Here is a 21,087-nt window from a genome sequence, read left to right as displayed (position 1 = left end):
TTTGCTATCATTTGACATCATATGCTATCAAATGCACTATAAACGCTGTCCCACTTTTTTCTCATATCGCTACTATCCCTTATAAACACTGAGATTGAAAGGGTTTTGTATAACATTTAGTCGCAAATAGGTCGTAAATAAGTCGTAATTACCTCACCTAAAGGCCTTTTTCGCGAACTAAATACGACTTATTTACGACTCAATTACGAGTTAATGTCGTTTAAAACTATAGGAAGTACTGTAAATACAGAGGATGATCTATAATAATCTTGTGTAGAAGCACCTTTGTTAGGTTTTCAGTTCACTCCAATAACTGTATGAGTAGAGGAAGTATTTTATGACATTAAATAACCTCTTCTAAAGCACTTAATACACTTTATCTAACTCGAACATCTCTCGCATTTGTTTGTCCTTCAAATACGCTGGTAGTACCTTAAATGCAGTATTACGAGCGGCAACTAATACTGGATTGCTAAGTTGGGCTATTTGCCCCAATTGCCAACTGTTGCGTACAATACTATGTGCTTTTTTACGGCGGATAACCGGAAACTTCTGAAGGGCTTCATCTAAAGTGAATTGTTCTAATAATCGGCTAAAAACGTAAACATCTTCAATAGCCTGACAAGCACCTTGCCCTAAGTTAGGGGTTGTAGCGTGTGCGGCATCGCCAATTAAACAGACCTTGTCTTTATACCATTGTTGCATTAATTGTAAGTCATATATCTTGTCGATATGTAGTTCGGAAGGGGGTGTTTGCGTAATCATCTGTGCTACCAGAGGTGCGCAATCGCCTAAGTGATCTTTCAATTCGGGTTGTTGTATGTATTTATCCTCATCCACTAAAAAGTACCAATACACCTGTTTACTGTCCAATTTTACAAAGCCAAAGCGCTTGCCTTTTCCCCAACCTTCAAGGGCAACGTGGTTATGCGTAGGAGGTAGGTCAAAATCGAGAACTCCACGCCAGCATACTTGTTTAGCATCGCGCAACGGATGGTCTCCAAAAACGAACTGTCTGACCTGTGAGCGTATACCGTCTGCTCCAATCACATACTCGTGAGTCGCCTTGCTGTTGTCTGTAAACGTCAGTTCATACAGTCCGTCAGTTCGCTTTTCAATGTTTTGTATGCGCTTGCCAAGTACCACGTTCTCTCGATCAATTGCGTTGAGTAATACCTGGTGTAATTCACTTCGGTGTATGGCAATATTTGCCAGTGTATACTGCTGTTCATAAGGCGTTAAATCGGTACTGTTTAATAAATTCAACTTAAAATCAGTGAGCTTCACTGTGGAAATATGTACGCCTCTTTCGTTCAATTGATCAGCTACCCCAAGATAGCGGTATACCTGCATAGCGTTGTTGGCAATGGCAATTCCCGCACCAACAGGTTTGATTTCTTTAGTGGCTTCGTAAATGACAAACGGAATATTGGCTCTTTTTAGCGCAATAGCCATTGTTAATCCTGCAATTCCTGCTCCTATGATAGCTACTTTCATCTTGATTTGTTGAGGTTATTAAAGAGGTGAGTGTTTGGTAACACAAAATGATAATAGTAAAACTAACGCAATTTTAGGCAGTAGTCAAATTGTTTGTGCTAATTGATTCATAACAACTTTGAGGAGGTTGTTTAGAAGTGATAGTTAATCTGCAATCCACAAGTAAGTTGTATGGTTTTTGTAACTGTTAAATGTCATTTTATTTCAGTATATTTATGTATATAAAGTGCTATAAATATGATAGTTGGAATCACAGAAGATTACAAGAATTTGGCAGAAGATATCACGGATATATCTTCTTGGCAAGAACCCGTTCAGGTTGTATTTGAAGGGCGTTGTCCTAACAAATTGTTGGCAGATTTACAAAAGACGCCTGTTGATGTGCTATTTGCAAGTCATCATTTAATCTACTATCTAAATGTTCCGTTTTATGGAACATTAAAAGATTTGTTTCCTGATATACGCATTGTTATTTTCGACCTATTTGATCATGAAAAGAGCAAAGGGAATTGTCAGTTTCCGATTGAACCAAAGTTGTATGAACGGACTAAAAAAATGCTGTCACTTACAGCTAAAGAAATATATATAGGTCCGCATATTGTGTTTGTTGATGAACACGATCCCAACGGGTTTCTTAGAAAATTGAAGTTGTATTATCAAGGACTTTATGAGTTTAACGATGTTGTTTATATTTCACTTCGAGAGAAATATATTATTAAATTAACTGCGAGAGAGTTGGCTGCAAAAGAAATTGCGGATGAACTAAACATCAGTTTACGCACTGTTGAGGTGCACAAAAGAAATTTGATGGAACGCACAAACTCTAAAAACTTCATTGGGGTTATTCTTTATGCTCTCACGAATCGAGTGATGACATTGGAAGAGATATATGGTTAGTATGTAGTGATTTAAGAATACGTGAAAATACGTATTGAAATCATTTACGAAATGGAATAGGTTTGCCTCACATATTACAAATGTGTTTTAAAGTTGAATTTTATAGTCATCAACCAAATAAAAACCTATGAAAAAACTAACCTATTTACTTGCTTTCTTTGTGCTATATGGTACACAGGAAATAAGTGCTCAAAAAACAAAAGATGTTAAGTTACCACAGCAAGCAGTTTTATACACGGATGCTGAAATTGATCAATTATTATTAAAGTTAACAGATGAAGAAAAGGTTGCTTTAATCATTGGTAGGGGAATGGATAATGTGGGTAACCTTGGGGTTATCGATGGTAGAGTTCCTGGTGCAGGTGGACAAACACATAATGTGGATCGCCTTGGAATTCCAGACATTATTGTGTGTGATGGTCCTTCTGGAATCCGTATTAATCCTACGAGGGAAGGGATATCAAGAACATTTTATACAACAGCTTTCCCTTCAGAAACTGTTTTAGGTTCTACTTGGAGTAAAGAACTTGCACGCGAAATCGGAAAAGCTTTAGGTACAGAAGCTAAAGAGTATGGAATTGATGTGTTGTTAGCTCCTGGAGTTAATATTCATCGTAACCCACTTGGAGGCCGTAACTTCGAATACCTTTCTGAAGATCCTGTTTTAGCTGGTGTAATGGCAATGAACTTAATCAACGCTGTTCAAGAATTGGGAATCGGGACTTCACTTAAACATTATGCAGCCAATAATGCGGAGAGAAATCGCCTTTTCAGTAATTCATTAGTTAGTGAACGTGCTTTGAGAGAGTTGTATTTAAGACCATTTGAAATTGCTGTTAGAGGTGCTCAACCTTGGACAATTATGACTTCTTATAACAAATTGAATAATGTTTATACAAGTGAAAGAAGAGATTTGAATTACCAACTACTTCGTGAAGAATGGGGTTTTAAAGGATTGGTAATGACAGATTGGTACTCTGGTTTCTCAAGTGTTGAAATTATCCGTGCTGGTAATGAGTCAAATGATGTATCTGCACAAATTCGCTCAGGAAACGATATGATTATGCCAGGTTCTAAAATTCAGTTAGAGGCAGCTTTGAAAGATGTAAAGTCGGGAAAACTTTCTAAAAAAGACTTGGATTTTGCAGTGAAAAATGCTTTGCGTTTGGTGGCTAAGTCGCCAACGCCATTGAAATATGCTTATAGCGATAATCCAGATTTGAAAGCACACGCAGCTGTGTCTCGTAAAATTGCAGCTGAAGGAACAGTGATGCTTAAAAATGCAAACGCACTTCCACTTGCGGCAACGACACGTATAGCTACATTTGGAGTTGGGTCGTATCACTTGGTTGTTGGAGGTACTGGTAGTAGTGAGGTTACAACGTCTTATAATGTACCTGTGTATAAAGGGTTACAGAATGCGTCATTCACCTTGTACAAACCATTGCTTGAAAAGTATGTTGGTTATGTTCAAGAAGAAGAGAAAAAGGATATTGCACGTAGAGCTAAGTTGAACAAATTAGCACCGTTAGGAGTGATTGGACAGTTGAATTTAACAGATGCAGAGTTGGCTATGGCTGCTGCAAATACAGATGTAGCGATATTAACTTTTGGAAGAAATTCTGCTGAAGAGCAAGACTTGAATGTTGAAACCGAGTATAATTTGACGAAAGAAGAGGAGTCAATGCTAACTCGTATTTCAAATGCTTTTAGAAAGGAAGGTAAAAAAGTAATTGTAGTATTGAACGTAGGAAGTGTGATGAATACGTCTTGGAGTGATAAAGCAGATGCTATATTAGTTACTTGGTTTGCAGGTGCTGAAGGTGGTAATGCGTTAGCTGATATTGTTAGCGGTAAGGTAAATCCTTCTGCAAAAACAACAGCTACTTTTCCAAAAGCGTATGCTGATGTGCCTTCTGTAGATAGTTTCTTTGCTTCAGAATCTTCTGATTATCGTGATATTAGATACACGGAGGGAATCTATGTTGGATACCGTTATTACGACACCTTTAATGTTGAAACTGCCTATCCGTTTGGATTTGGATTGTCATATACAACTTTTGATTATACTGGTCTGACACTGAATAAACAAGAGTTTAAAGATGATATCAAAGTTTCTGTGAAGGTTACAAATACAGGGAAAGTTGCTGGTAAAGAAGCAGTACAACTATATGTGAGTGCACCGAAAGGAACTATTGACAAACCTGTGAAGGTATTAGTTGATTTTGGTAAGACAAAGTTGTTAGAGCCAGGACAGTCTGAAGTTTTACACTTGACAATAGGAGCTAAAGAAATTGCATCGTTTCACACAGATAAAAGTCAGTGGATAGCAGATGCTGGAACATATAAAGTATTAGTTGGTAAGTCAAGTCAAGACATTGTTTTACAAGCTGCGTTTACAATGAAGAAGCCTTTATTGGTGGAACAGGTTAAACCTGCTTTTGTAGAAAAACTTGATTTTAAAGATTTAACAAGCAGTAAGTAAGATTGTTGGGGGGACAATTTTATTTAAGAGAAGAGGGAGCTATATAGCTCCCTCTTTTTGTTTTTATAATATAGGTGTGTTTTGGATAATTTTGATATCTCTAATAGCTAAGACATTTGTACTACGCAACATAGAAAATAAGTGTTTTCAACATAAGTGCAACCGTCGTTAATAGTAATTGAACTATTGACAACCAAATATTTCAACATTTAAAAGCTTTATTGGTTTTGCAAATGAGTTTAGTACATCCAAGAGATCATACACACATTACGCTATTGCTATCCATAGTAAATACCTAAAATAGGGATGTAGGATTATACAACTTCAAAAGTTCCAAACCTTCTATAACCAACCTTTCGATTGTAAATAACCTTTGTGTTGTTCTTTACAAATGGTTCAACCTCAGAAGGGGTAGGGTGTGTTTTTCCATTCAATGTCATATATATAAACACCTGATTAGGCTTTAAATCAACCAATTGTTGAGGTGTGATAACAGTTATATTTGCATCTGACATAAGTGTTTGCTCCCTAATATGGTCAAACGTTACAAGCTCGATTTCCTGTAATAAAGGGTGTTTTTTTAGGAATTCCATTGCTGGATATAAGGTGCTTTTGTAAAAATAACCTACTTGAGATGGTCTTTGAATATTCTTTTCAAAAATAGTCTTGTTGTGGATAACAAGCTGTCCATCTGTTTTAAAGATAGGGGTAGCATCAGGCGTACTCTCGTAGTTTGTAATGATACAAGAGTAGTCAAGTTCCCGTCTTTTAAATTCGGCGAGTAGCTCAAGATCAGTAAATACCGACGAAGCTTTAATGTTGATAAATAGGTTGTCTGATAGATGAGACCACGTTGTCTCTGTGAAATGATAATTGCTCATAATACAATATTTTATGTTATTAAATAAACTATTGTACTTCGATAAAAATAGAGGAAAATGTGTACGTTAATTTTGGACAGTCATCCCGTATTATTTGACCACCGTGGAGTCTACTCTCGGTTGGTATCACTTAATGTGATTCGAAATACAGGGCAAATGTATAATCAAAACCAATTGAAAACAAGTGTTTTGCAAAATATTTTTTTACGATGTTTTTTATTGAAGGGTAAAACAAGTATTAAAAGATAATGTGTATGTGAGGATATATCATAAAAAAATCCTCGTCGGGGTGACGAGGATTTCTATTAATGAATCGGTATATTAATAAAGGGGATTATTAATCTTAGTATTGAGCGATTAGATAATTAATTAAATCAGTAGTTGTTACAATTCCCTCTAATTTATTGTCTTTTCCTACAATAGGAAGTGAGTGGAAATGTTGCTCAGCAAATAACTCAGCTACTTCTTTAATATTTGTATCATCGCTTACAACGATTGGATTTTTTGTCATGATGTCTTCTAATTTGTAAGCATCATAGATAGCATTTAGTGCATCTTTATCCATATCGGTATGGCTATATCCTATTTTCAAAATATCTTTGCTACTAATAATACCAACGATTTTTTCACCTTCTACAACAGGAATGTGTCTAATGTTGTAATCTGCGAATAATTGGTTTACTTCGCTTAGTTTTTTCGTTGTAGGAACAGCGATTAAAACTTTAGCCATAATTTGAGAAATTGGAACTCTTTGTTTCATAGTGTTTATTATTGGTTATTATGTTTTTGTACTACAAAGGTGCACGTATTATATTGTTGAAAACATGATAAATAGCATATTTTGGTTAAAAAGATTATTGTAATTTACATCTTTAAAAATTCAAAAGTAAAATTGAATTTTGTAATTTGTCATCGTTAAATATAAAAGCATTTCGTTGTAGAAATGCTTTTTTTATAGTACTTCTTATTATTATTTATAATTGCTAATTCTCACAATAAGAGATGTTTCTATACGTTGTTTGTACATATGTACAATTGCTCAGGTTGTTTGTGTAAACTACCTGTTTCTCTAAATATTTGTAAAAAAGTTTGTATGAATAAAATCAAAATATGGGTGTTTGGAATATTCCTTAGTGGACTTTCGTTAACTATGCACGCTCAGAATATCAATAAACTAATAAACAATACGACTGTTGACCAAAAGGACTTTAAAATAACCTTCCCCATTGAAGTAAAAGGTGCTTCTATATTCGTAAAGCCTATTATACAAGGGAAGGAGTATAAAATGTTATTTGACACAGGAGCAGTAACCACAATTTCTTCTGATATGAAAGAGAGCTTACGCCTTAAACCAATAAAAGAACGTAAGGTGTATGATATAGATGATAAGAGCAATAAGATGATGTATGTCAAAATAGATACGCTTTCTTTAGAAGGGATCAATTTTTATAATGTAGCAGCGATAGAACTGGACCATAAAGCTGTGGCTGCGTTTAAGTGTAAAGAGTTTGATGGTATTTTAGGTGCCAATGTTTTGAGAAAAGTAGTCTGGCAAATAGATATGAAAGCAAAAACCATCACGTTTTCAAATGCTCTTAATTCTCTGACAATTCTCCCTAATACGCCTAAAACTAAGCTGTATATAGGCGTTGGTGGTGTGCCGAGTATAACAACGTATATCGGGAAAGAGAAAGTGTATAATACAGTCTTAGATTACGGATTTGATGGGGGGATAAGTATGAATAGTAGTTTGTTTATTAAACTACTCAAAAGTAAAGAGGATGTGAAATATATAGAAGGAACGGGTAGTACGCTAACTGGTTTATATGGAGATGTAATTGTTCCTAAATATTACACTGCAGTGATAGATGATTTTAGTATAGGTAATTTTACAGTGCCTAAAGATTACGTTTTCTTCAACACTAATTATTCAAGAAGTATAGGTGCTTCTTTTTTGAAAAACTATAAGGTAACCTTGAGTTGGAAAGAAAAGACTATATGGTTTGAACCAATGGAGGGGGAAAATAAAGAAACTTATAAAGGTTTTGGATATCGTTATGCTTTAAGGGGAGAAAATGTCTATATCAACTCTATTTACGCGGATAGTGAAGCTGCAGCTAAAGGATTACAGATTGGAGATCAAATTGTAGCGATAAATGGGGTAGGTTATACTAATTTAAACAGTGAAGAGCAGTGTAAAGTTTTATATTCTGAAAGAGGAGATACACAAGATATTACAATTAAAAGGGGGGAGGTTATTATAACTAAAAAACTTGAAATGAGAGAAATGTTAACTCTGTGATAAAGGTTAAGTCATTGTTAGTAATAGAAAATATACTGTGAATTGTTTTGTAAAAGGAATGCCTTTGCGAAAAATAGCTGAACTACTAATTACTAAATATTGCTTGTATCCTTTGTAAAATAAGGGAAAATGTCATATCTTAGAGTATGAAGTTTTCTTCATTATAGTTTTTTATTAGTAAAAAACTATAAAAGCAAAAATAAATATAAACATCTATCACAAACTGTCGAAAAAGTGTAATAATACGAATTATTTTAACTTTTTTAGGTGGGGATACAAAACAAGTTTGAGATAAAACATGAAACAAATTATTAAAAACATCTACAAAAGTTTACTTACTTATTATTACTACAATAAATATGAAAACAATTTAGAGAGGTCAAGAGGAAAAGCATATGAACTAACGCGTATTATCTGTTTTTTAGCAGTGACTATTCCTACTTGCTTATTCTTGGTTTTTGGTTATGATAGTTATCAGGAATTCCTTCAAAATAAAGGATTAATGTTTAAACTATTTCAATATATCTTAGGTATGTTATTGTTCTTTTTAGGCACACGATTTTTTAGAAAGAAAATGGAGGTTGACTTTGATAGTATAACTGTAGGAGGGTGTGATGAATCTAAGTCAGTAATTAAGTGTTTGACTTTTGGAGGCTTGGGATTTATTGCGTTAAATGTCACTCTTGTACTTGTTGTACAATACCTATTATAAATAGGAATAAAATAGCGTATAATCTGAATCGTTTTTATATAAAATAATTTATGAATGGATTATAAAGTATAATCCTATTCAGAAGCGATCTCCCCTTGATTTGAGCTGTATTTATCAATTTTAAGTAAAACATCTACTTTATAAGAAGAAAAAAAATGAAAGAGAGTAAAATAAGTTCCTAAAAAGGAGTCTGAATAGCAATGTTTGGTGTGTTTTTTAGTTGTAATTTATTGATTTTTAATTGTTTGAAAATTTTTTAAAAAACCTAAAAAAAAGTAGATAAAAAATATTTCGATATTAAAAAAGTTATATATTTGCCCCGAATTAATAATCAACTTTTATAGTTTAGTAAAATGAAAAAAATCGTATTAAGTATTGCTTTAGTAGCAATGATGGGAGTATCTTTCGTATCTTGTAAAGAAACTGCAACAGAACCAACTCAAGAAGAAGTAACTACAGAAACTGTTGCTGAAGAAGCTCCAGTAACTGAAGAAGTTGCTACTGAAGAAGTAACTGAAGAAGTTGCTGCTGAAGAAACTCCAGCTACAGAAGAAGTAAAAGCAGAAGAAGTTAAGTAATTAGCGCTCTGTTATATAAAATAAACCTCGTTTTTAAAACGGGGTTTTTTTATGTCCTGTTTTTTTAGTTTGAATATAAAATCGAGAAAAGCTAATTGTAAACAGATTGCAATTTATTTAATTGCTTATACCTTTCTATACGTGCATTTTGCACATTTTTCTTAATATATTTTATTGATTATAAGTGAATATCAAAGCGAGATACATCTTTGTACATTTATTTTGTGCCTATCTCATAGCTTTTATATCTGGCATACAAGTAATTTAATTATCAACTTGCTTAATTCTTTTATTCATAAATGTGATAGATAGTATTTCACTTTTCTATAGTAATGATAGTTTCGATATTTCCCCTCAGAAAAACAGGCGTTTTACCCAATATTTCTTCAATTAACAATACTGTTGTTTTAACTTTAATACGTCATCATTTGGCTGAATGACAAGTTAATTTTGACAAAAATTATTAAATATGGCAAAAGGGGAATACGCTAAACGACAAATGCTTATTGTGGAGCTATTAAGAAAAAAAGAGTGCACATTAAAAGAGATTCAAGAATACTTGATAAATAAAAGCACCTTTTTTGATAAGAATTTAGAAATAAGTTCACGTACCTTTCAACGTGATGTAAAAGACATTTTATCGCTTATGGGAATAGAAATTCTCTATGATAGAAAGGAGAAAGTGTACAAAATCAGTGAGGAGCATAAAGAGGAGTATATTGAACGTGTAATAGAATCATACGATACAATTACAGCCTTAAAAGTTGGTGAAACCTTAGGTGAACATATTTATTTTGAAAAGCGAAAGACAAGAGGAACTGAACATTTTAGTGGAATACTTCACGCTATTCAGAATAAGTTAGTTGTTACTTTTACTTTAGATAGTTATTGGAAAGATCCTTCAGAACGTAGATGTGTTCCAAAAGCAATTAAAGAGTCGCAAAATCGCTATTATATGATAGCGTATGATCTGGATAAGAAGGAACTACGCAATTACGGATTAGATAGGGTTAGTAATTTAGTTATAACTACTCAGACAGCAGTAAGTCCCGTGATAAATATAAAAAAGCATTATGAAAGTGCCTTTGGTATTGAGTGTTATGATGCCCCTCAAAAAGTAGTATTAGAAATAGATCAGAGTCAACGTAAGTATGTGGAATCTTTGCCCTTTCATCATTCACAGAAAATTACCTCTACAAGTGATTATACATTTACGGTTGAATTATTTGTACATCCCACAACTGACTTTGTTATGGAAATAATGAGACATGGCAGTAATATTGAAATTATTTCACCTCCTGTTTTAAGAGATTGGGTAATAGATACTATCAAAGAAATGTGCGAATTGTATGAATTGTCTTTAACTACGTCGTAGTTTGGCTGAGTGTCAGGGTATTTTTGTTTTATCAATTAAAAGCAACACCAATGTCAAAAGTATTTAAAGTAACTCCTAAGCGAGTAAAGAGAACAAATGGAACTCTTTTAACACCAGAAATGTCAGTTGTAGTTACAACTGTTCAGCACACTTCTTCTCCGTTCTATAATGGAGCAAAAGAATTGCAACAAGCCTATGTACGTTTATATGATTTTGATTATAAACAAGCTTATTGTACAATGGCGGATTTTGATGTAGAAAAATTAGATTAACGACTTATAAAATTAAACAAAAATGGCAAAATTAGTTTTCAAACCTTGGGTAGGTAAACACTATACTAAAGGCATTAATGGAAAACGTGTCTTAGTATTAGGAGAAAGTCACTATTGTGATGATCCAAAAGATGCAGTGCTTACTATGACATCAGATATTATTAGAGATCTTTATGATGATGATAGTGAACATGAACCATATAAAAACACGTATACAAAATTTGAAAGAGCTTTAAAAGGAAGAGTTGTTCCTTTTGAAGAAAAACAAGAATTGTGGAATTCAGTGGCATTTTACAATTATGTACAACATCCGATAGATGAAGCACGTAAAGCACCAACAGCAGAGGAGTTTAGAACTTCAGAGCCTTTATTCTTTGAAACATTAGAAGAGCTACAACCGGACTGCGCTATTGTATGGGGCAAAAGGTTGTACGGACAATTGCCAAACACTGGTGAGCAACAAGCAGATGTTGTTTTGGACAATGGGGATAAAATTGAAACATGGGGATACAAACTTTCAAATGGGAAAGTAGTTAAGTTATTACCAATTTATCATCCTTCAGCTGCATTTGAATGGACTTATTGGCATCAGGCTATAGATAAGTTGATTAAAGAGTAATTGAAATGTAACTGTATCATTTTAAATATAAATAAGCCTTATAAGTCCCCATTCTTTACTTAAAAACATATTAAACCACCTTACTAATGAATAATAATCAGATTTACGATAAAATATACGAAATAGCTAAGAGCTTAAGTAGTAAATCAACAACATTTACGCGCTCTGACCTATCTTATGAATTGAAGAGTTTAGGCGTTAAGAATGATTCTTTTGATGTAAACACCTTAGTGTGGGATACTTATTTGCACTTTAACAAAGATATTCGTGTTAAGAAGGCCTTTGTCAATAATGAACAAAATAACACAATTATTGATGAACATAAGTTATATATCCAATTACAAGAAGGTGATTCGCAAGCGGTTTTTGCAGTAATGCAAGATAGTATAGACAATATTCAACGCAGTGTTTACTTGTTAGAACAACAATTCGGAGTTGATATTAATGCTTTTGTAGCAGAAAAGGGTACTGCAATGATAGCAAGGATTGTAGGTACAAGTGGAACGATGAAAGTGCAACAAGAAGCCTCTGCATTGTTTAACAATTACAACATAATGATTAACAATTATGAAGAATCTAAAGACTCAATAATTGAATTAATAGAAGACTTTTTAGTTCTGAGAGAAAATGTCTTGGCTATTTATCGCGAGTATTCACAAGCATTAATAGATGTATTTGGTGACTCAATTAAGTTGATTGCTCCAGAGTTGTTTGACTTTAATCACATTAAGTGGTTAGATACAAAAGGAATGCTTGAATCGGTTTCTTTAGAATATGATAAACTTGCTACTTCATGTGGGGTTTTAGTAGGAGAAATAGGGGAAGGGTTTAAAAATTCATTAAACACAGCAGCAAAGTATTCAAAAGTTAGTAAAAATGGAAAAGTAGCTTTAGGATTAGCCGTAGTTGGTATGCTTACACATTATGTTGAAGCAGAGCAGAAAACAACAATGATGAAACAAGAATTGTTGAAATTAAAGGGCAAAATTAAAGAAGATGTTACAACTGTAAAAGCTGATATGGGACGCTTAATGGAAATTTATAAGACTTTAAATGAGTTGTATATTCCTAAAGCACAAGTTTTTTATGGTTCAAGTAGAGAAGTGTTATCTCAAGAATTAAAAGGTTTGATTACATCTATCTATAATACACCAGAGTTACAAGCTTTAAAAGCTGAACGTGATCAAGTTTTAAAAGAGTATAACTTGTTAGGTAATAGAATATTAGATGAAAATAGAAGTATCGAATATTACAAGTCTAATATTCAGGAGCTTAAGCAGCTTTTAGTTGATGGAAAAGATGAGTATGAGATGGTACTTCAAGTTAAGCCTCAAAAGCCAATGATGCTTGTAAATGCTTTGTCATTTGGAGCTAAAAACAAGACATATAACAGAGAATTGTACGATTGGAGTATAAAAGGAGCGCCTGTAATAAGTGCTTATGAAGAAGCTAAGGTTAGTTTAAAATTAGATATGGAGGAGTTGTCTGGACAACAAGAAAATTTTAAAGTAGATACAGCGAATTATAATCAATTGAAAGGTAAGTTAGATCGTGTAAATCGAGTAATTGCGGATAAACTGGAAGTATCAGATGATGTAAAAATAAAGGTAGGAAGTCAATTAGGACCTTACATTAGTTTATTGCGAATTGCCAAAGACATTGTTAATAGTAAATTAGATCAGAGATTGGTAAATACGATTAGTATTAACAAACATGAGGAAATAAAGTTGCCTGCTGAGATAGAACAAAATGTAAATAATTTTATTCAGGCAATGCGTCAAAACTTAGTTGTCAATGATTTTGTCTCAAAAGAAGTTACAGAAGAGTTTTTTGGGGCTACGTTTATGAAAGAAGAAGACCAGAAAAAAATAGATAAAGAAAAACTCGATAAAAATTCTGTGTATGGAGAACAAGATTTAAAGTTAATGATTAATTCTCAAAATAAAGCATTACAAGCAGGTATCGGGTATTTTGAAAGTTGGCTGCAATTACAGAATGAAGTAAAGTTGTCTGTTGAAGCAAGTAGATATTATGATCAACAAATGGAGCAAATGGAAGAGGAGTTTAGAAAAAATATAGCTTCAATTGACAATAAAGCAGAACTGTTACGTGCGATTATATCGAGAATAAATACAGCAGGAAGTCCTGAAACACTAAAAGAAGGAATGTTGATGTTAGCTGAAATTAGTGGCGATAAGTTGAGCAAAAATGATGTAATTCAGTTATTAAGAGGAGACAAAATTATAGAGATTTAAGATGCAAAGTAGTAGAAGAGTTCAAGCACAAGAGTCGTTGGGAATTGCTAATGTGCAACAAGTTAGACAAGATCAGACAGCAATAGAACAGGAAATCAAGAGGAAGGAAGCTAAGATTAATAAAAAAATAGCGATTGAACAATCTCAATCCTATAGACAGTTGAAAAGAATAGCAACTATAATGGACAAGTATTTTTTAGATCCATTATTAGGTTTTATTCCAGGGATAGGAGATATAGCAACTCCAATTATATCAGTACCTTTTGTCTATGTAAGTTTGTTTAAAGTAAAATCTATATCTCTTACATTGGCAGTAATTTATAATTCATTAAGAGATATGCTTTTAGGGATGATTCCATTCTTTATAGGTGATTTTATCGATGTATTACATAGATGCCATTTGCAGAATTTAAAATTAATTGTTGGCTTTGTGGAAGATGACAAAGAAATTATTAAAGAAGTAAATCAAAAGGCAATTAAAAGTGCTATAGGTATTGTCATTTTGATAGGATTAATTTATTTAATGTTTAAAATGGTAGCTTCTATTGTAAGTTGGTTTAGCGGATTATTTGGATAAGATGTTAAGTATAATTAATAACTTTTAACGTTAAGAAAGGACTGTCATTTTCGATAGTCCTTTTTTTGTGTAAAAGTTTTGTCTGTATATATTAAAATAAAAGTTATGAGTTGTATGTATTAGAAATGATGAAGTTTCATATTTTAAAAGTTGATGTGTGAAGGGAATGAGTATTAGAGAAGTATTTCTAACTTAGAATTAACATAACTGAATAGCGTTTTTGGTAATTTTACATCAAAATAAATCAATGCCTTTATCATCGTTTCATTCAAAACTTCCAATAGTACACTATACAATAGCTTTTATGTTTATTATCGCAATGATAATAACAGCATTTCTTTTAGAAGATAAAGAAATAATATTACCTGAAATTGCAGCAATGACTATTGCTTTATGGGTATATCGTGAAAAAGCGTGGATGCGTCACCCTGAGAAAATATTCATTATGCCATCTATAACAGCCGTCTTAGGTTTTGCTGTAAATATGCTAACTGTGCCTTATATAGCAAAATTGGCAATTATATTATTGTTGATGGTTATTTTTATGAGATTAGTACGTTATAGTTTCCCGCCAGCTTTAGCAACGGGTTTTCTTGCAATAGTCACTAATGCTCACGAAATGTCATTTCTCTATGCGATATTCTTTTTAACCTTTGTGCTAATGCTTGGTGTTTATCTATTTAAGTTAAATGAAGGGGTAGAGCGAGAAGGGGCTTTTGATACGCGTAAATTGTTAGCTTATTTTTCAATAACAAGTATATGGCTATTATTGAGTTTCGTATTAGGAATAGAGCAAATGGCGTTAATTCCACCAATAACAGTGGTAATGTTTGAGTCTTTAAATATGAAAAAGTACTCATTCAAAATTGCAATTAAGCAGACTATAATTTTAACACTATCTATAAGTATTGCTGTTCTATTGACTTTATATATTACAAATTGGGTAGTGTTGATATTGTTTTTTTTGGTGTTGATGAATATCTTATTACGAATTTTTAAAATGAAAATTCCTGCTGTTTATGCATTTCCATTGTTGATTTATGTTTTTCCTACAGAGAGAGTATTGCAATTACCATTTGCTGCTTTGTTAGTTTCTGTTTTCTCTTTTGGGATGGTATTGATTTATAGAAAAATGTTACAAGTTGTATAAGTATGATTAGTAATCAGTTAGTTGGTATTTTTAGTTGTGTTGGGAATTTATTTATTATATGAAGTTATGCTTGTTTCATTTTTAGTAAGGTTATAGAGTTTTTAGAATAGGTAATCATTTTTAAATAATATAAAAAAACCGGCTCACAGTAGGTAAACTGCAAACCGGTTATATAAACAAATATTAACTTAAAACTTATTATAAGCACTCTTCTCAAGTTGTTTCGCAGTAAACTGATAAAACGAAACTGCCTCATCTACATACTTTTGATTCAACTTCGGACTCTTAACCAGCGGAATAATCGGATTGTTAATTGCCCCAGGGGTAAACACAAACTGGTTCACATTTCTGTTAGCACTCAATATCGTAAGCGTATTATCTCTAATATACCCCAAATCTTGGTAAGTAGCAATAAAAGCACGCGGAATATAATCTTCTGCCAATACATTCGTACCAAAAAACTTAGACTCATAACTAAAGTTAAGCAAACCAAGTAGCGTAGGCATCACGTCAATCTGCGACATCACCTTATCAAACTGTTGTGCAGGCACCCCATTTGGTGCGTATATCATAGCCGGAATGCGGTATTTATCAAGTGGTAACTGTGTTTTACCAGCACTTGATGCACAGTGGTCTGCCATAATAACAAACACCGTATTCTCAAACCACGGTTGCTTAGCCGCCATTTTGAAGAACTGTCCAATCGCATAATCTGTATAACGAACCCCTTTATCACGACCACTCGACAAGTCCGACACATCTAACACTCCCTCCGGATACGTAAAAGGTCGGTGGTTACTCACCGTCATAATCTGATTAAAGAAAGGCTTCCCAGCAGCGTGTTCTTCATTCATCACCGTAATCGCCTTGTTAAACATATCCTCATCACAAACACCCCAGATGTTTTCAAACGTAATCTCCTCTGGTTTAAAAGCCGACTTATCCACAATAGCATATCCATTACCGCCATAGTAGTCGCGCATATTATCAAAATACGCATCCCCACCATACAAGTACTTCGTTTCATATCCGTTTTTAGCAAACACAGAACCCGTTGTAAACTTGTCCTTATTGTCCACGCGTTTCACCACACTCTCACCAGGTGAAGGTGGAATACACATAGTCATAGCCTCCAAACCACGTACCGTTCTATTACCCGTTGCATACACATTAGTGAAAAACAAACTCTTTGTAGCTAAACTATCCAAGAAAGGCGTCAACTTTTTGTCATTACCATAAAACGACAAGAAATCCGCACTATAACTCTCGATACTAATCAGCACCACATTTTTATTTTGCATAGTAGAGTCGCCTTTAATCTCTCGCAACAAAGACTCCCCACCAGTATAAGAAGGGTAAAACTGCTTCATATTCTTCACCACAGTTTCCTCAGGCACCGTGTTGTAAAACTGAAAATAGTCTAACACACTATTCGTAAACGCACTGTAAAATTTATACACCCCATTACTTGCCAATTCCGCAGTAAAAATATTATCCTTTTGTTGCTGTTTCATTATCCAAGGTGTTGCCCATAAAGCCAAAGCCGTTGCAGCAATATAAATACCACTATATTTTATTTTTTGTGACAACGTAGCAATATTGATCACGCTGTCATTTGTTTTTCTATAAATGAAATACGTACACAAAATCGTAACCAATCCAACTCCTGCAAACAGAGGAACCACAGGATACGACTCCATAATATTCCCAATTACCTCATTGGTGTACACTAAATAGTCCACTGCAATAAAGTTAAAACGCACACCAAATTCGTTCCAGAAAAAGAACTCGCTCACGGAGTTTTGCACTAAAATCAGTACAAACAAGAAAATAACAAAAGCGTAGTTTACTTTTCTAATTGCTGTTCTCTGTTGAGGTAAAAACAAGCAAAGACCAAACATCACAGTCTTTATCGACAAGAAAATAATTCCAATCTCCGGTAGCACACCACCGTATTCATTCAAAATTGTCTTGCCAAACGTTACCCACGCCCAAAGCCCTACAAGCAGAGCAAAGAGGATATAACCAAACGGTTTTTTGTATTTATCATTCGACAAAAAGATAAAATACAACCAAAAAATCAGGTAAGCGATTATAAAAATCGTCATATCTCTAATTGCACCAATCACAAAAATAGACATCAATTCGCCCACGCTAAAAGATGACGAAGTAATTGGGTGAACAATTAAAACAATTCTCAATACAAAATTAATCAGCAAGTATAAGCCAATCAAGTATTTAAAAGGTTTGTAAAACGAAGCGTTTTTCAACATAGTTATAAAAATGGTAAAGTGAAATTTCTTTTTTTAAAATAATAAAACTACAATTAATTATATTTATTGTTTAAAAGAGTGCAATTATAAGATAACTTTAAGAAATAGGAGTATCTGTTGGTATAAAATTAATTATACTACTATAGAATTATTTTAAAATAGGACACTCTGTTAATTTATACTATAACTTATTTTTATTTAAGCAAAAACTGTGCTATAAATTACTATTTGTAATATAATTTTTTCATTTAATGTGTGAATAATGATAAAATATCATAATTGAAATCACAAGGTGTAGATAAGTCCATTAATTAGTGGCTTAGTTGCTGTTTCAAAACCGGACTACCGAAGTCAGGAGTTGAACTAATATTTTTGTTGCAAATGTTTAAATAACAGCGACAATGAAAGACAACCACACTATAGCGACTATCCGTCACGATTGGACAAAAGAGGAGATTCAGGCCATATACGACACGCCTTTATTAGAATTAGTTTACCAAGCGGCAACCGTTCACAGAGCGTACCACCCAAAAAACGAAGTTCAAGTAAGTACCTTATTGTCAATCAAAACGGGAGGTTGTCCTGAGGACTGTTCATACTGCGGACAAGCAGCGAGATATCAAACAGATATTAAAGTACAACGCTTGTTGCCAGTAGATACGGTTTTATCACACGCACAAAAAGCAAAAGACAACGGATCATCTCGATTCTGTATGGCTGCTGCGTGGCGTGAAGTGAGAGATAACAAGGACTTCGACAAAGTAATCGACATGGTAAAAGGAGTAAATGAAATGGGCTTAGAAGTTTGTTGTACTCTTGGAATGTTAACAGAAGAACAGGCAATTCGCCTTCAAGAAGCGGGATTACACGCTTATAACCACAATATAGATACGTCAAGTGAAAACTATGACAACATCATTTCAACGCGTAAGTTCAGCAACCGTACCGACACTATTCAGAACGTGAGAAAAGCAGGAATCACTGTTTGTTCTGGTGGAATCATCGGATTAGGGGAGAATGATAGCGACCGTATTTCAATGTTAATGACGTTGGCAAATATGGAGAAACACCCAGAATCAGTGCCAATTAATGCTTTAGTACGTGTAAAAGGTACGCCAATGGAAGACATGCCTAAGGTAGATACAACGGATATGGTTAGAATGATTGCTACAGCGCGAATCATTATGCCAGAAACAATGGTACGCCTAAGTGCAGGCCGTATTGAAATGGATGAGTTCGAACAAGCGATGTGTTTCATGGCAGGGGCAAACTCAATGTTTTCAGGAGAAAATGAGACGTTGTTAGTAACGCCAAACCCAAGTTTGACAAAAGATAAAACACTATTGGAGAAATTTGGATTAACACCAATGGTAAGCAGCAAAAAAGCATGCCATGAATAATGAATTACGATTAAGAGACAAAGCTGTCAACTGGCACCCTTATACGCAAATGAAAACAGCGGAACACATCATTCCGATTGTCAGTGCAAAGGGAGTTTACCTAACAGACAGCGATGGCAAGAGTTATATAGACGCTGTTTCTTCTTGGTGGGTAACGCTTCACGGACATTCACATCCGTACATTGCCCAAAAAGTAAGTGAGCAGTTGTCCACTTTAGAGCAGGTTATCTTTGCGGGGTTTACCCACAAACCAGCCATTGAATTATCAGAGCGATTATTGGCGTTATTGCCTAATAATCAGCAAAAGGTATTTTATACAGACAACGGATCGACGGCAATTGAAGTCGGACTGAAGATGTGTATTCAATACTGGTTCAACAAAAAACAAAAGCGTAATAAGGTGTTGGCTTTTAAAAACGCTTACCACGGCGACACGTTTGGAGCGATGTCTGTGAGTGGAAGGGGAATATGGACAGACCCTTTTGGGGCTATGTTGTTTGAGGTTATTTTCATCGATGTGCCAACTAAGGAAAACTTCGAAGCCAACAAACGCATCATTGATCAACACGCAGACGACATTGCTTGTTTTGTGTACGAACCTTTAGTACAAGGAGCGGCAGGAATGTTGATGCATGAGAGTGAGTGCTTGAGTGAACTGATGACCTACTGCCGTTCTAAGAATGTATTGATGATTCAAGACGAGATATTCGTTGGTTTCGGTCGTACAGGGAAATTGTTTGCAGCAGACCATTTGACAGAAAAGCCAGATGTAATGTGTTTTTCAAAAGGACTAACAGGAGGAACAATGCCGTTGGGGCTAACCACTTGTACCAATGAAATATATGATGCTTTTTACTCAGAAGAAAAAGACAAAGCGCTATTCCACGGACACTCGTTTACAGCGAGTCCCCTTGCTTGTACAGCGGCAGTGGCAAGTTTAGACTTGTTATTACGACCAGAAACGCAAGATGATATTGCCCGAATAGTAGCACAACATAAAGCATTTGCCGACAAGTTGCAGCAGCACGAGAAGGTGAAATGTGTAAGACAAACCGGTACTATCCTCGCTTTAGAGTGGAAAACCGGCAACACCACAAGTTACTTTGATGATATTCACGACAGGTTGTATGCGTATTTCTTAAACAAGGGAATATTGCTACGTCCTCTTGGAAATATCATTTATTTGTTGCCTCCTTATTGTGTAACAAATGAAGAACTAAACCATATATATACTACTATTTTCCAAGCATTAGAGGAGGTGTAGTCGAGGTTTTATACTCTGTATGGATAATTTATTAATGGCATACCACAAGCTGATTCTTGGGTATGGGCATTGAAACAAATGCCACTGTTGTTTTTATAAAAGGATTCTATACTTTTAAATATGGGGATGTTTAAAAGGCATAGAATCCTTTTTTTATTGATATAATTCGACTCCGAGTTTATCAGTACAAACGAGATACTTTTCATCTCGACATTGCATATTCCATTTGTATTGTAGTTTGTGTATTCTTGTGATTTGACTGTCAGTTTATCTGTTTACCTCCCCCCAACTAACACGTCAATTATTACGTGTTTCGCTGTGTAATATTACAATTTTAGTGATAAAAATAAAAGTATTTTAAAATCCAATAAAATGACTCATAGTATTTTTTGTTAATTTAATTTATTGTTAGTCAGTATAATATGCCTTAAGCCAATATAATGAAACAATAAGGTGAGGATGAAACAAGTTCTTTTGTTTAATTAGAGGAAATAAGAGTAATTATAAACAAATTTACTTATTAAAACAATGGTAGATAATTGGTAAATAA

General features: G+C 34.0%; 17 protein-coding genes and 1 riboswitch. Of the genes, 13 read left to right on the top strand and 4 right to left on the bottom strand.

Annotated features, from left to right (window positions below; all coding sequences use genetic code 11):
- Positions 1-366 precede the first annotated feature (366 nt).
- A complete protein-coding gene (locus AABL81_RS06500) occupies positions 367-1,497 on the bottom strand; it encodes an FAD-dependent monooxygenase (protein WP_341340624.1) in 1,131 nt (376 codons plus the stop codon).
- A gap of 237 nt (positions 1,498-1,734) precedes the next feature.
- Between AABL81_RS06500 and AABL81_RS06495 the strand changes: the two genes are divergently transcribed.
- The gene (locus AABL81_RS06495) at positions 1,735-2,394 is read left to right on the top strand and encodes a response regulator transcription factor (RefSeq protein WP_341340623.1); all 660 of its coding nucleotides are present in this window, start codon (positions 1,735-1,737) and stop codon (positions 2,392-2,394) included.
- A gap of 127 nt (positions 2,395-2,521) precedes the next feature.
- Positions 2,522-4,879: a glycoside hydrolase family 3 N-terminal domain-containing protein gene (locus AABL81_RS06490; protein WP_158211134.1), complete on the top strand. Its 2,358-nt coding sequence runs from the start codon at positions 2,522-2,524 to the stop codon at positions 4,877-4,879.
- A gap of 314 nt (positions 4,880-5,193) precedes the next feature.
- On the opposite strand, the gene AABL81_RS06485 is transcribed toward AABL81_RS06490, so the two are convergent.
- Positions 5,194-5,760 carry a hypothetical protein gene (locus AABL81_RS06485; RefSeq protein WP_341340622.1) on the bottom strand — a complete coding sequence of 189 codons (567 nt, stop codon included), beginning with the start codon at positions 5,758-5,760 and terminating at the stop codon, positions 5,194-5,196.
- Positions 5,761-5,818: 58 nt separating this feature from the next.
- A riboswitch (SAM-I-IV-variant riboswitch) is annotated at positions 5,819-5,914 on the bottom strand.
- Between the two features lie 189 nt (positions 5,915-6,103).
- On the bottom strand, positions 6,104-6,520 hold the full coding sequence (locus AABL81_RS06480) for a CBS domain-containing protein (protein WP_158211132.1): 417 nt from the start codon (positions 6,518-6,520) through the stop codon (positions 6,104-6,106).
- A gap of 333 nt (positions 6,521-6,853) precedes the next feature.
- On the opposite strand from AABL81_RS06480, the gene AABL81_RS06475 reads away from it, so the two are divergent.
- The 9 genes from AABL81_RS06475 to AABL81_RS06435 all read left to right on the top strand — a co-directional run bounded on the left by AABL81_RS06475 (position 6,854) and on the right by AABL81_RS06435 (position 15,600).
- Positions 6,854-8,062, top strand: coding sequence for an aspartyl protease family protein (locus AABL81_RS06475; protein WP_341340621.1), 1,209 nt, complete (start codon positions 6,854-6,856; stop codon positions 8,060-8,062).
- A gap of 298 nt (positions 8,063-8,360) precedes the next feature.
- On the top strand, positions 8,361-8,774 hold the full coding sequence (locus AABL81_RS06470; protein WP_158211124.1) for a hypothetical protein: 414 nt from the start codon (positions 8,361-8,363) through the stop codon (positions 8,772-8,774).
- A gap of 353 nt (positions 8,775-9,127) precedes the next feature.
- A complete protein-coding gene (locus tag AABL81_RS06465) occupies positions 9,128-9,352 on the top strand; it encodes a hypothetical protein (protein ID WP_158211123.1) in 225 nt (74 codons plus the stop codon).
- Between the two features lie 469 nt (positions 9,353-9,821).
- On the top strand, positions 9,822-10,727 hold the full coding sequence (locus AABL81_RS06460; RefSeq protein ID WP_158211122.1) for a helix-turn-helix transcriptional regulator: 906 nt from the start codon (positions 9,822-9,824) through the stop codon (positions 10,725-10,727).
- Positions 10,728-10,777: 50 nt separating this feature from the next.
- On the top strand, positions 10,778-10,999 hold the full coding sequence (locus AABL81_RS06455; protein WP_090408076.1) for a DUF6140 family protein: 222 nt from the start codon (positions 10,778-10,780) through the stop codon (positions 10,997-10,999).
- A 22-nt stretch (positions 11,000-11,021) separates the two neighbouring features.
- Positions 11,022-11,618: a uracil-DNA glycosylase family protein gene (locus tag AABL81_RS06450; RefSeq protein WP_341340620.1), complete on the top strand. Its 597-nt coding sequence runs from the start codon at positions 11,022-11,024 to the stop codon at positions 11,616-11,618.
- Between the two features lie 86 nt (positions 11,619-11,704).
- Entirely contained in the window at positions 11,705-13,873 is a 2,169-nt protein-coding gene (locus AABL81_RS06445) for a hypothetical protein (RefSeq protein WP_158211120.1), read from the top strand.
- Position 13,874: 1 nt separating this feature from the next.
- Positions 13,875-14,450, top strand: a complete 576-nt coding sequence (locus AABL81_RS06440) for a DUF4112 domain-containing protein (RefSeq protein ID WP_158211119.1) — start codon at positions 13,875-13,877, stop codon at positions 14,448-14,450.
- A 304-nt stretch (positions 14,451-14,754) separates the two neighbouring features.
- Positions 14,755-15,600, top strand: coding sequence for an HPP family protein (locus tag AABL81_RS06435; protein WP_341340619.1), 846 nt, complete (start codon positions 14,755-14,757; stop codon positions 15,598-15,600).
- Positions 15,601-15,788: 188 nt separating this feature from the next.
- Here AABL81_RS06435 and AABL81_RS06430 read toward each other — a convergent pair whose 3' ends face one another.
- Positions 15,789-17,873 carry a sulfatase-like hydrolase/transferase gene (locus AABL81_RS06430; protein ID WP_341340618.1) on the bottom strand — a complete coding sequence of 695 codons (2,085 nt, stop codon included), beginning with the start codon at positions 17,871-17,873 and terminating at the stop codon, positions 15,789-15,791.
- A 401-nt stretch (positions 17,874-18,274) separates the two neighbouring features.
- Between AABL81_RS06430 and bioB the strand changes: the two genes are divergently transcribed.
- Both bioB and bioA read left to right on the top strand, forming a co-directional pair.
- Entirely contained in the window at positions 18,275-19,273 is a 999-nt protein-coding gene (bioB, locus tag AABL81_RS06425) for a biotin synthase BioB (protein ID WP_158211116.1), read from the top strand.
- Complete coding sequence (gene bioA, locus AABL81_RS06420; RefSeq protein WP_158211115.1) at positions 19,266-20,537, top strand: adenosylmethionine--8-amino-7-oxononanoate transaminase; 1,272 nt, start codon at positions 19,266-19,268, stop codon at positions 20,535-20,537. Before bioB ends, bioA begins: the two co-directional genes overlap by 8 nt.
- Positions 20,538-21,087 lie beyond the last annotated feature (550 nt).

It is taken from the genome of Myroides sp. C1519 (genome assembly GCF_038039755.1).
GTDB classification, from domain to species: Bacteria; Bacteroidota; Bacteroidia; order Flavobacteriales; family Flavobacteriaceae; genus Flavobacterium; species Flavobacterium phaeum_A.
This window is presented reverse-complemented; position numbering and strand designations above follow the sequence as displayed.

Coding starts and splice junctions, on each gene's coding strand:
- AABL81_RS06500 (WP_341340624.1), bottom strand. CDS start 1,497: ATGAAAGTAGCTATCATAGGAGCAGGAATTGCAGGATTAACAATGGCT.
- AABL81_RS06495 (WP_341340623.1), top strand. CDS start 1,735: ATGATAGTTGGAATCACAGAAGATTACAAGAATTTGGCAGAAGATATC.
- AABL81_RS06490 (WP_158211134.1), top strand. CDS start 2,522: ATGAAAAAACTAACCTATTTACTTGCTTTCTTTGTGCTATATGGTACA.
- AABL81_RS06485 (WP_341340622.1), bottom strand. CDS start 5,760: ATGAGCAATTATCATTTCACAGAGACAACGTGGTCTCATCTATCAGAC.
- AABL81_RS06480 (WP_158211132.1), bottom strand. CDS start 6,520: ATGAAACAAAGAGTTCCAATTTCTCAAATTATGGCTAAAGTTTTAATC.
- AABL81_RS06475 (WP_341340621.1), top strand. CDS start 6,854: ATGAATAAAATCAAAATATGGGTGTTTGGAATATTCCTTAGTGGACTT.
- AABL81_RS06470 (WP_158211124.1), top strand. CDS start 8,361: ATGAAACAAATTATTAAAAACATCTACAAAAGTTTACTTACTTATTAT.
- AABL81_RS06465 (WP_158211123.1), top strand. CDS start 9,128: ATGAAAAAAATCGTATTAAGTATTGCTTTAGTAGCAATGATGGGAGTA.
- AABL81_RS06460 (WP_158211122.1), top strand. CDS start 9,822: ATGGCAAAAGGGGAATACGCTAAACGACAAATGCTTATTGTGGAGCTA.
- AABL81_RS06455 (WP_090408076.1), top strand. CDS start 10,778: ATGTCAAAAGTATTTAAAGTAACTCCTAAGCGAGTAAAGAGAACAAAT.
- AABL81_RS06450 (WP_341340620.1), top strand. CDS start 11,022: ATGGCAAAATTAGTTTTCAAACCTTGGGTAGGTAAACACTATACTAAA.
- AABL81_RS06445 (WP_158211120.1), top strand. CDS start 11,705: ATGAATAATAATCAGATTTACGATAAAATATACGAAATAGCTAAGAGC.
- AABL81_RS06440 (WP_158211119.1), top strand. CDS start 13,875: ATGCAAAGTAGTAGAAGAGTTCAAGCACAAGAGTCGTTGGGAATTGCT.
- AABL81_RS06435 (WP_341340619.1), top strand. CDS start 14,755: ATGTTTATTATCGCAATGATAATAACAGCATTTCTTTTAGAAGATAAA.
- AABL81_RS06430 (WP_341340618.1), bottom strand. CDS start 17,873: ATGTTGAAAAACGCTTCGTTTTACAAACCTTTTAAATACTTGATTGGC.
- bioB (WP_158211116.1), top strand. CDS start 18,275: ATGAAAGACAACCACACTATAGCGACTATCCGTCACGATTGGACAAAA.
- bioA (WP_158211115.1), top strand. CDS start 19,266: ATGAATAATGAATTACGATTAAGAGACAAAGCTGTCAACTGGCACCCT.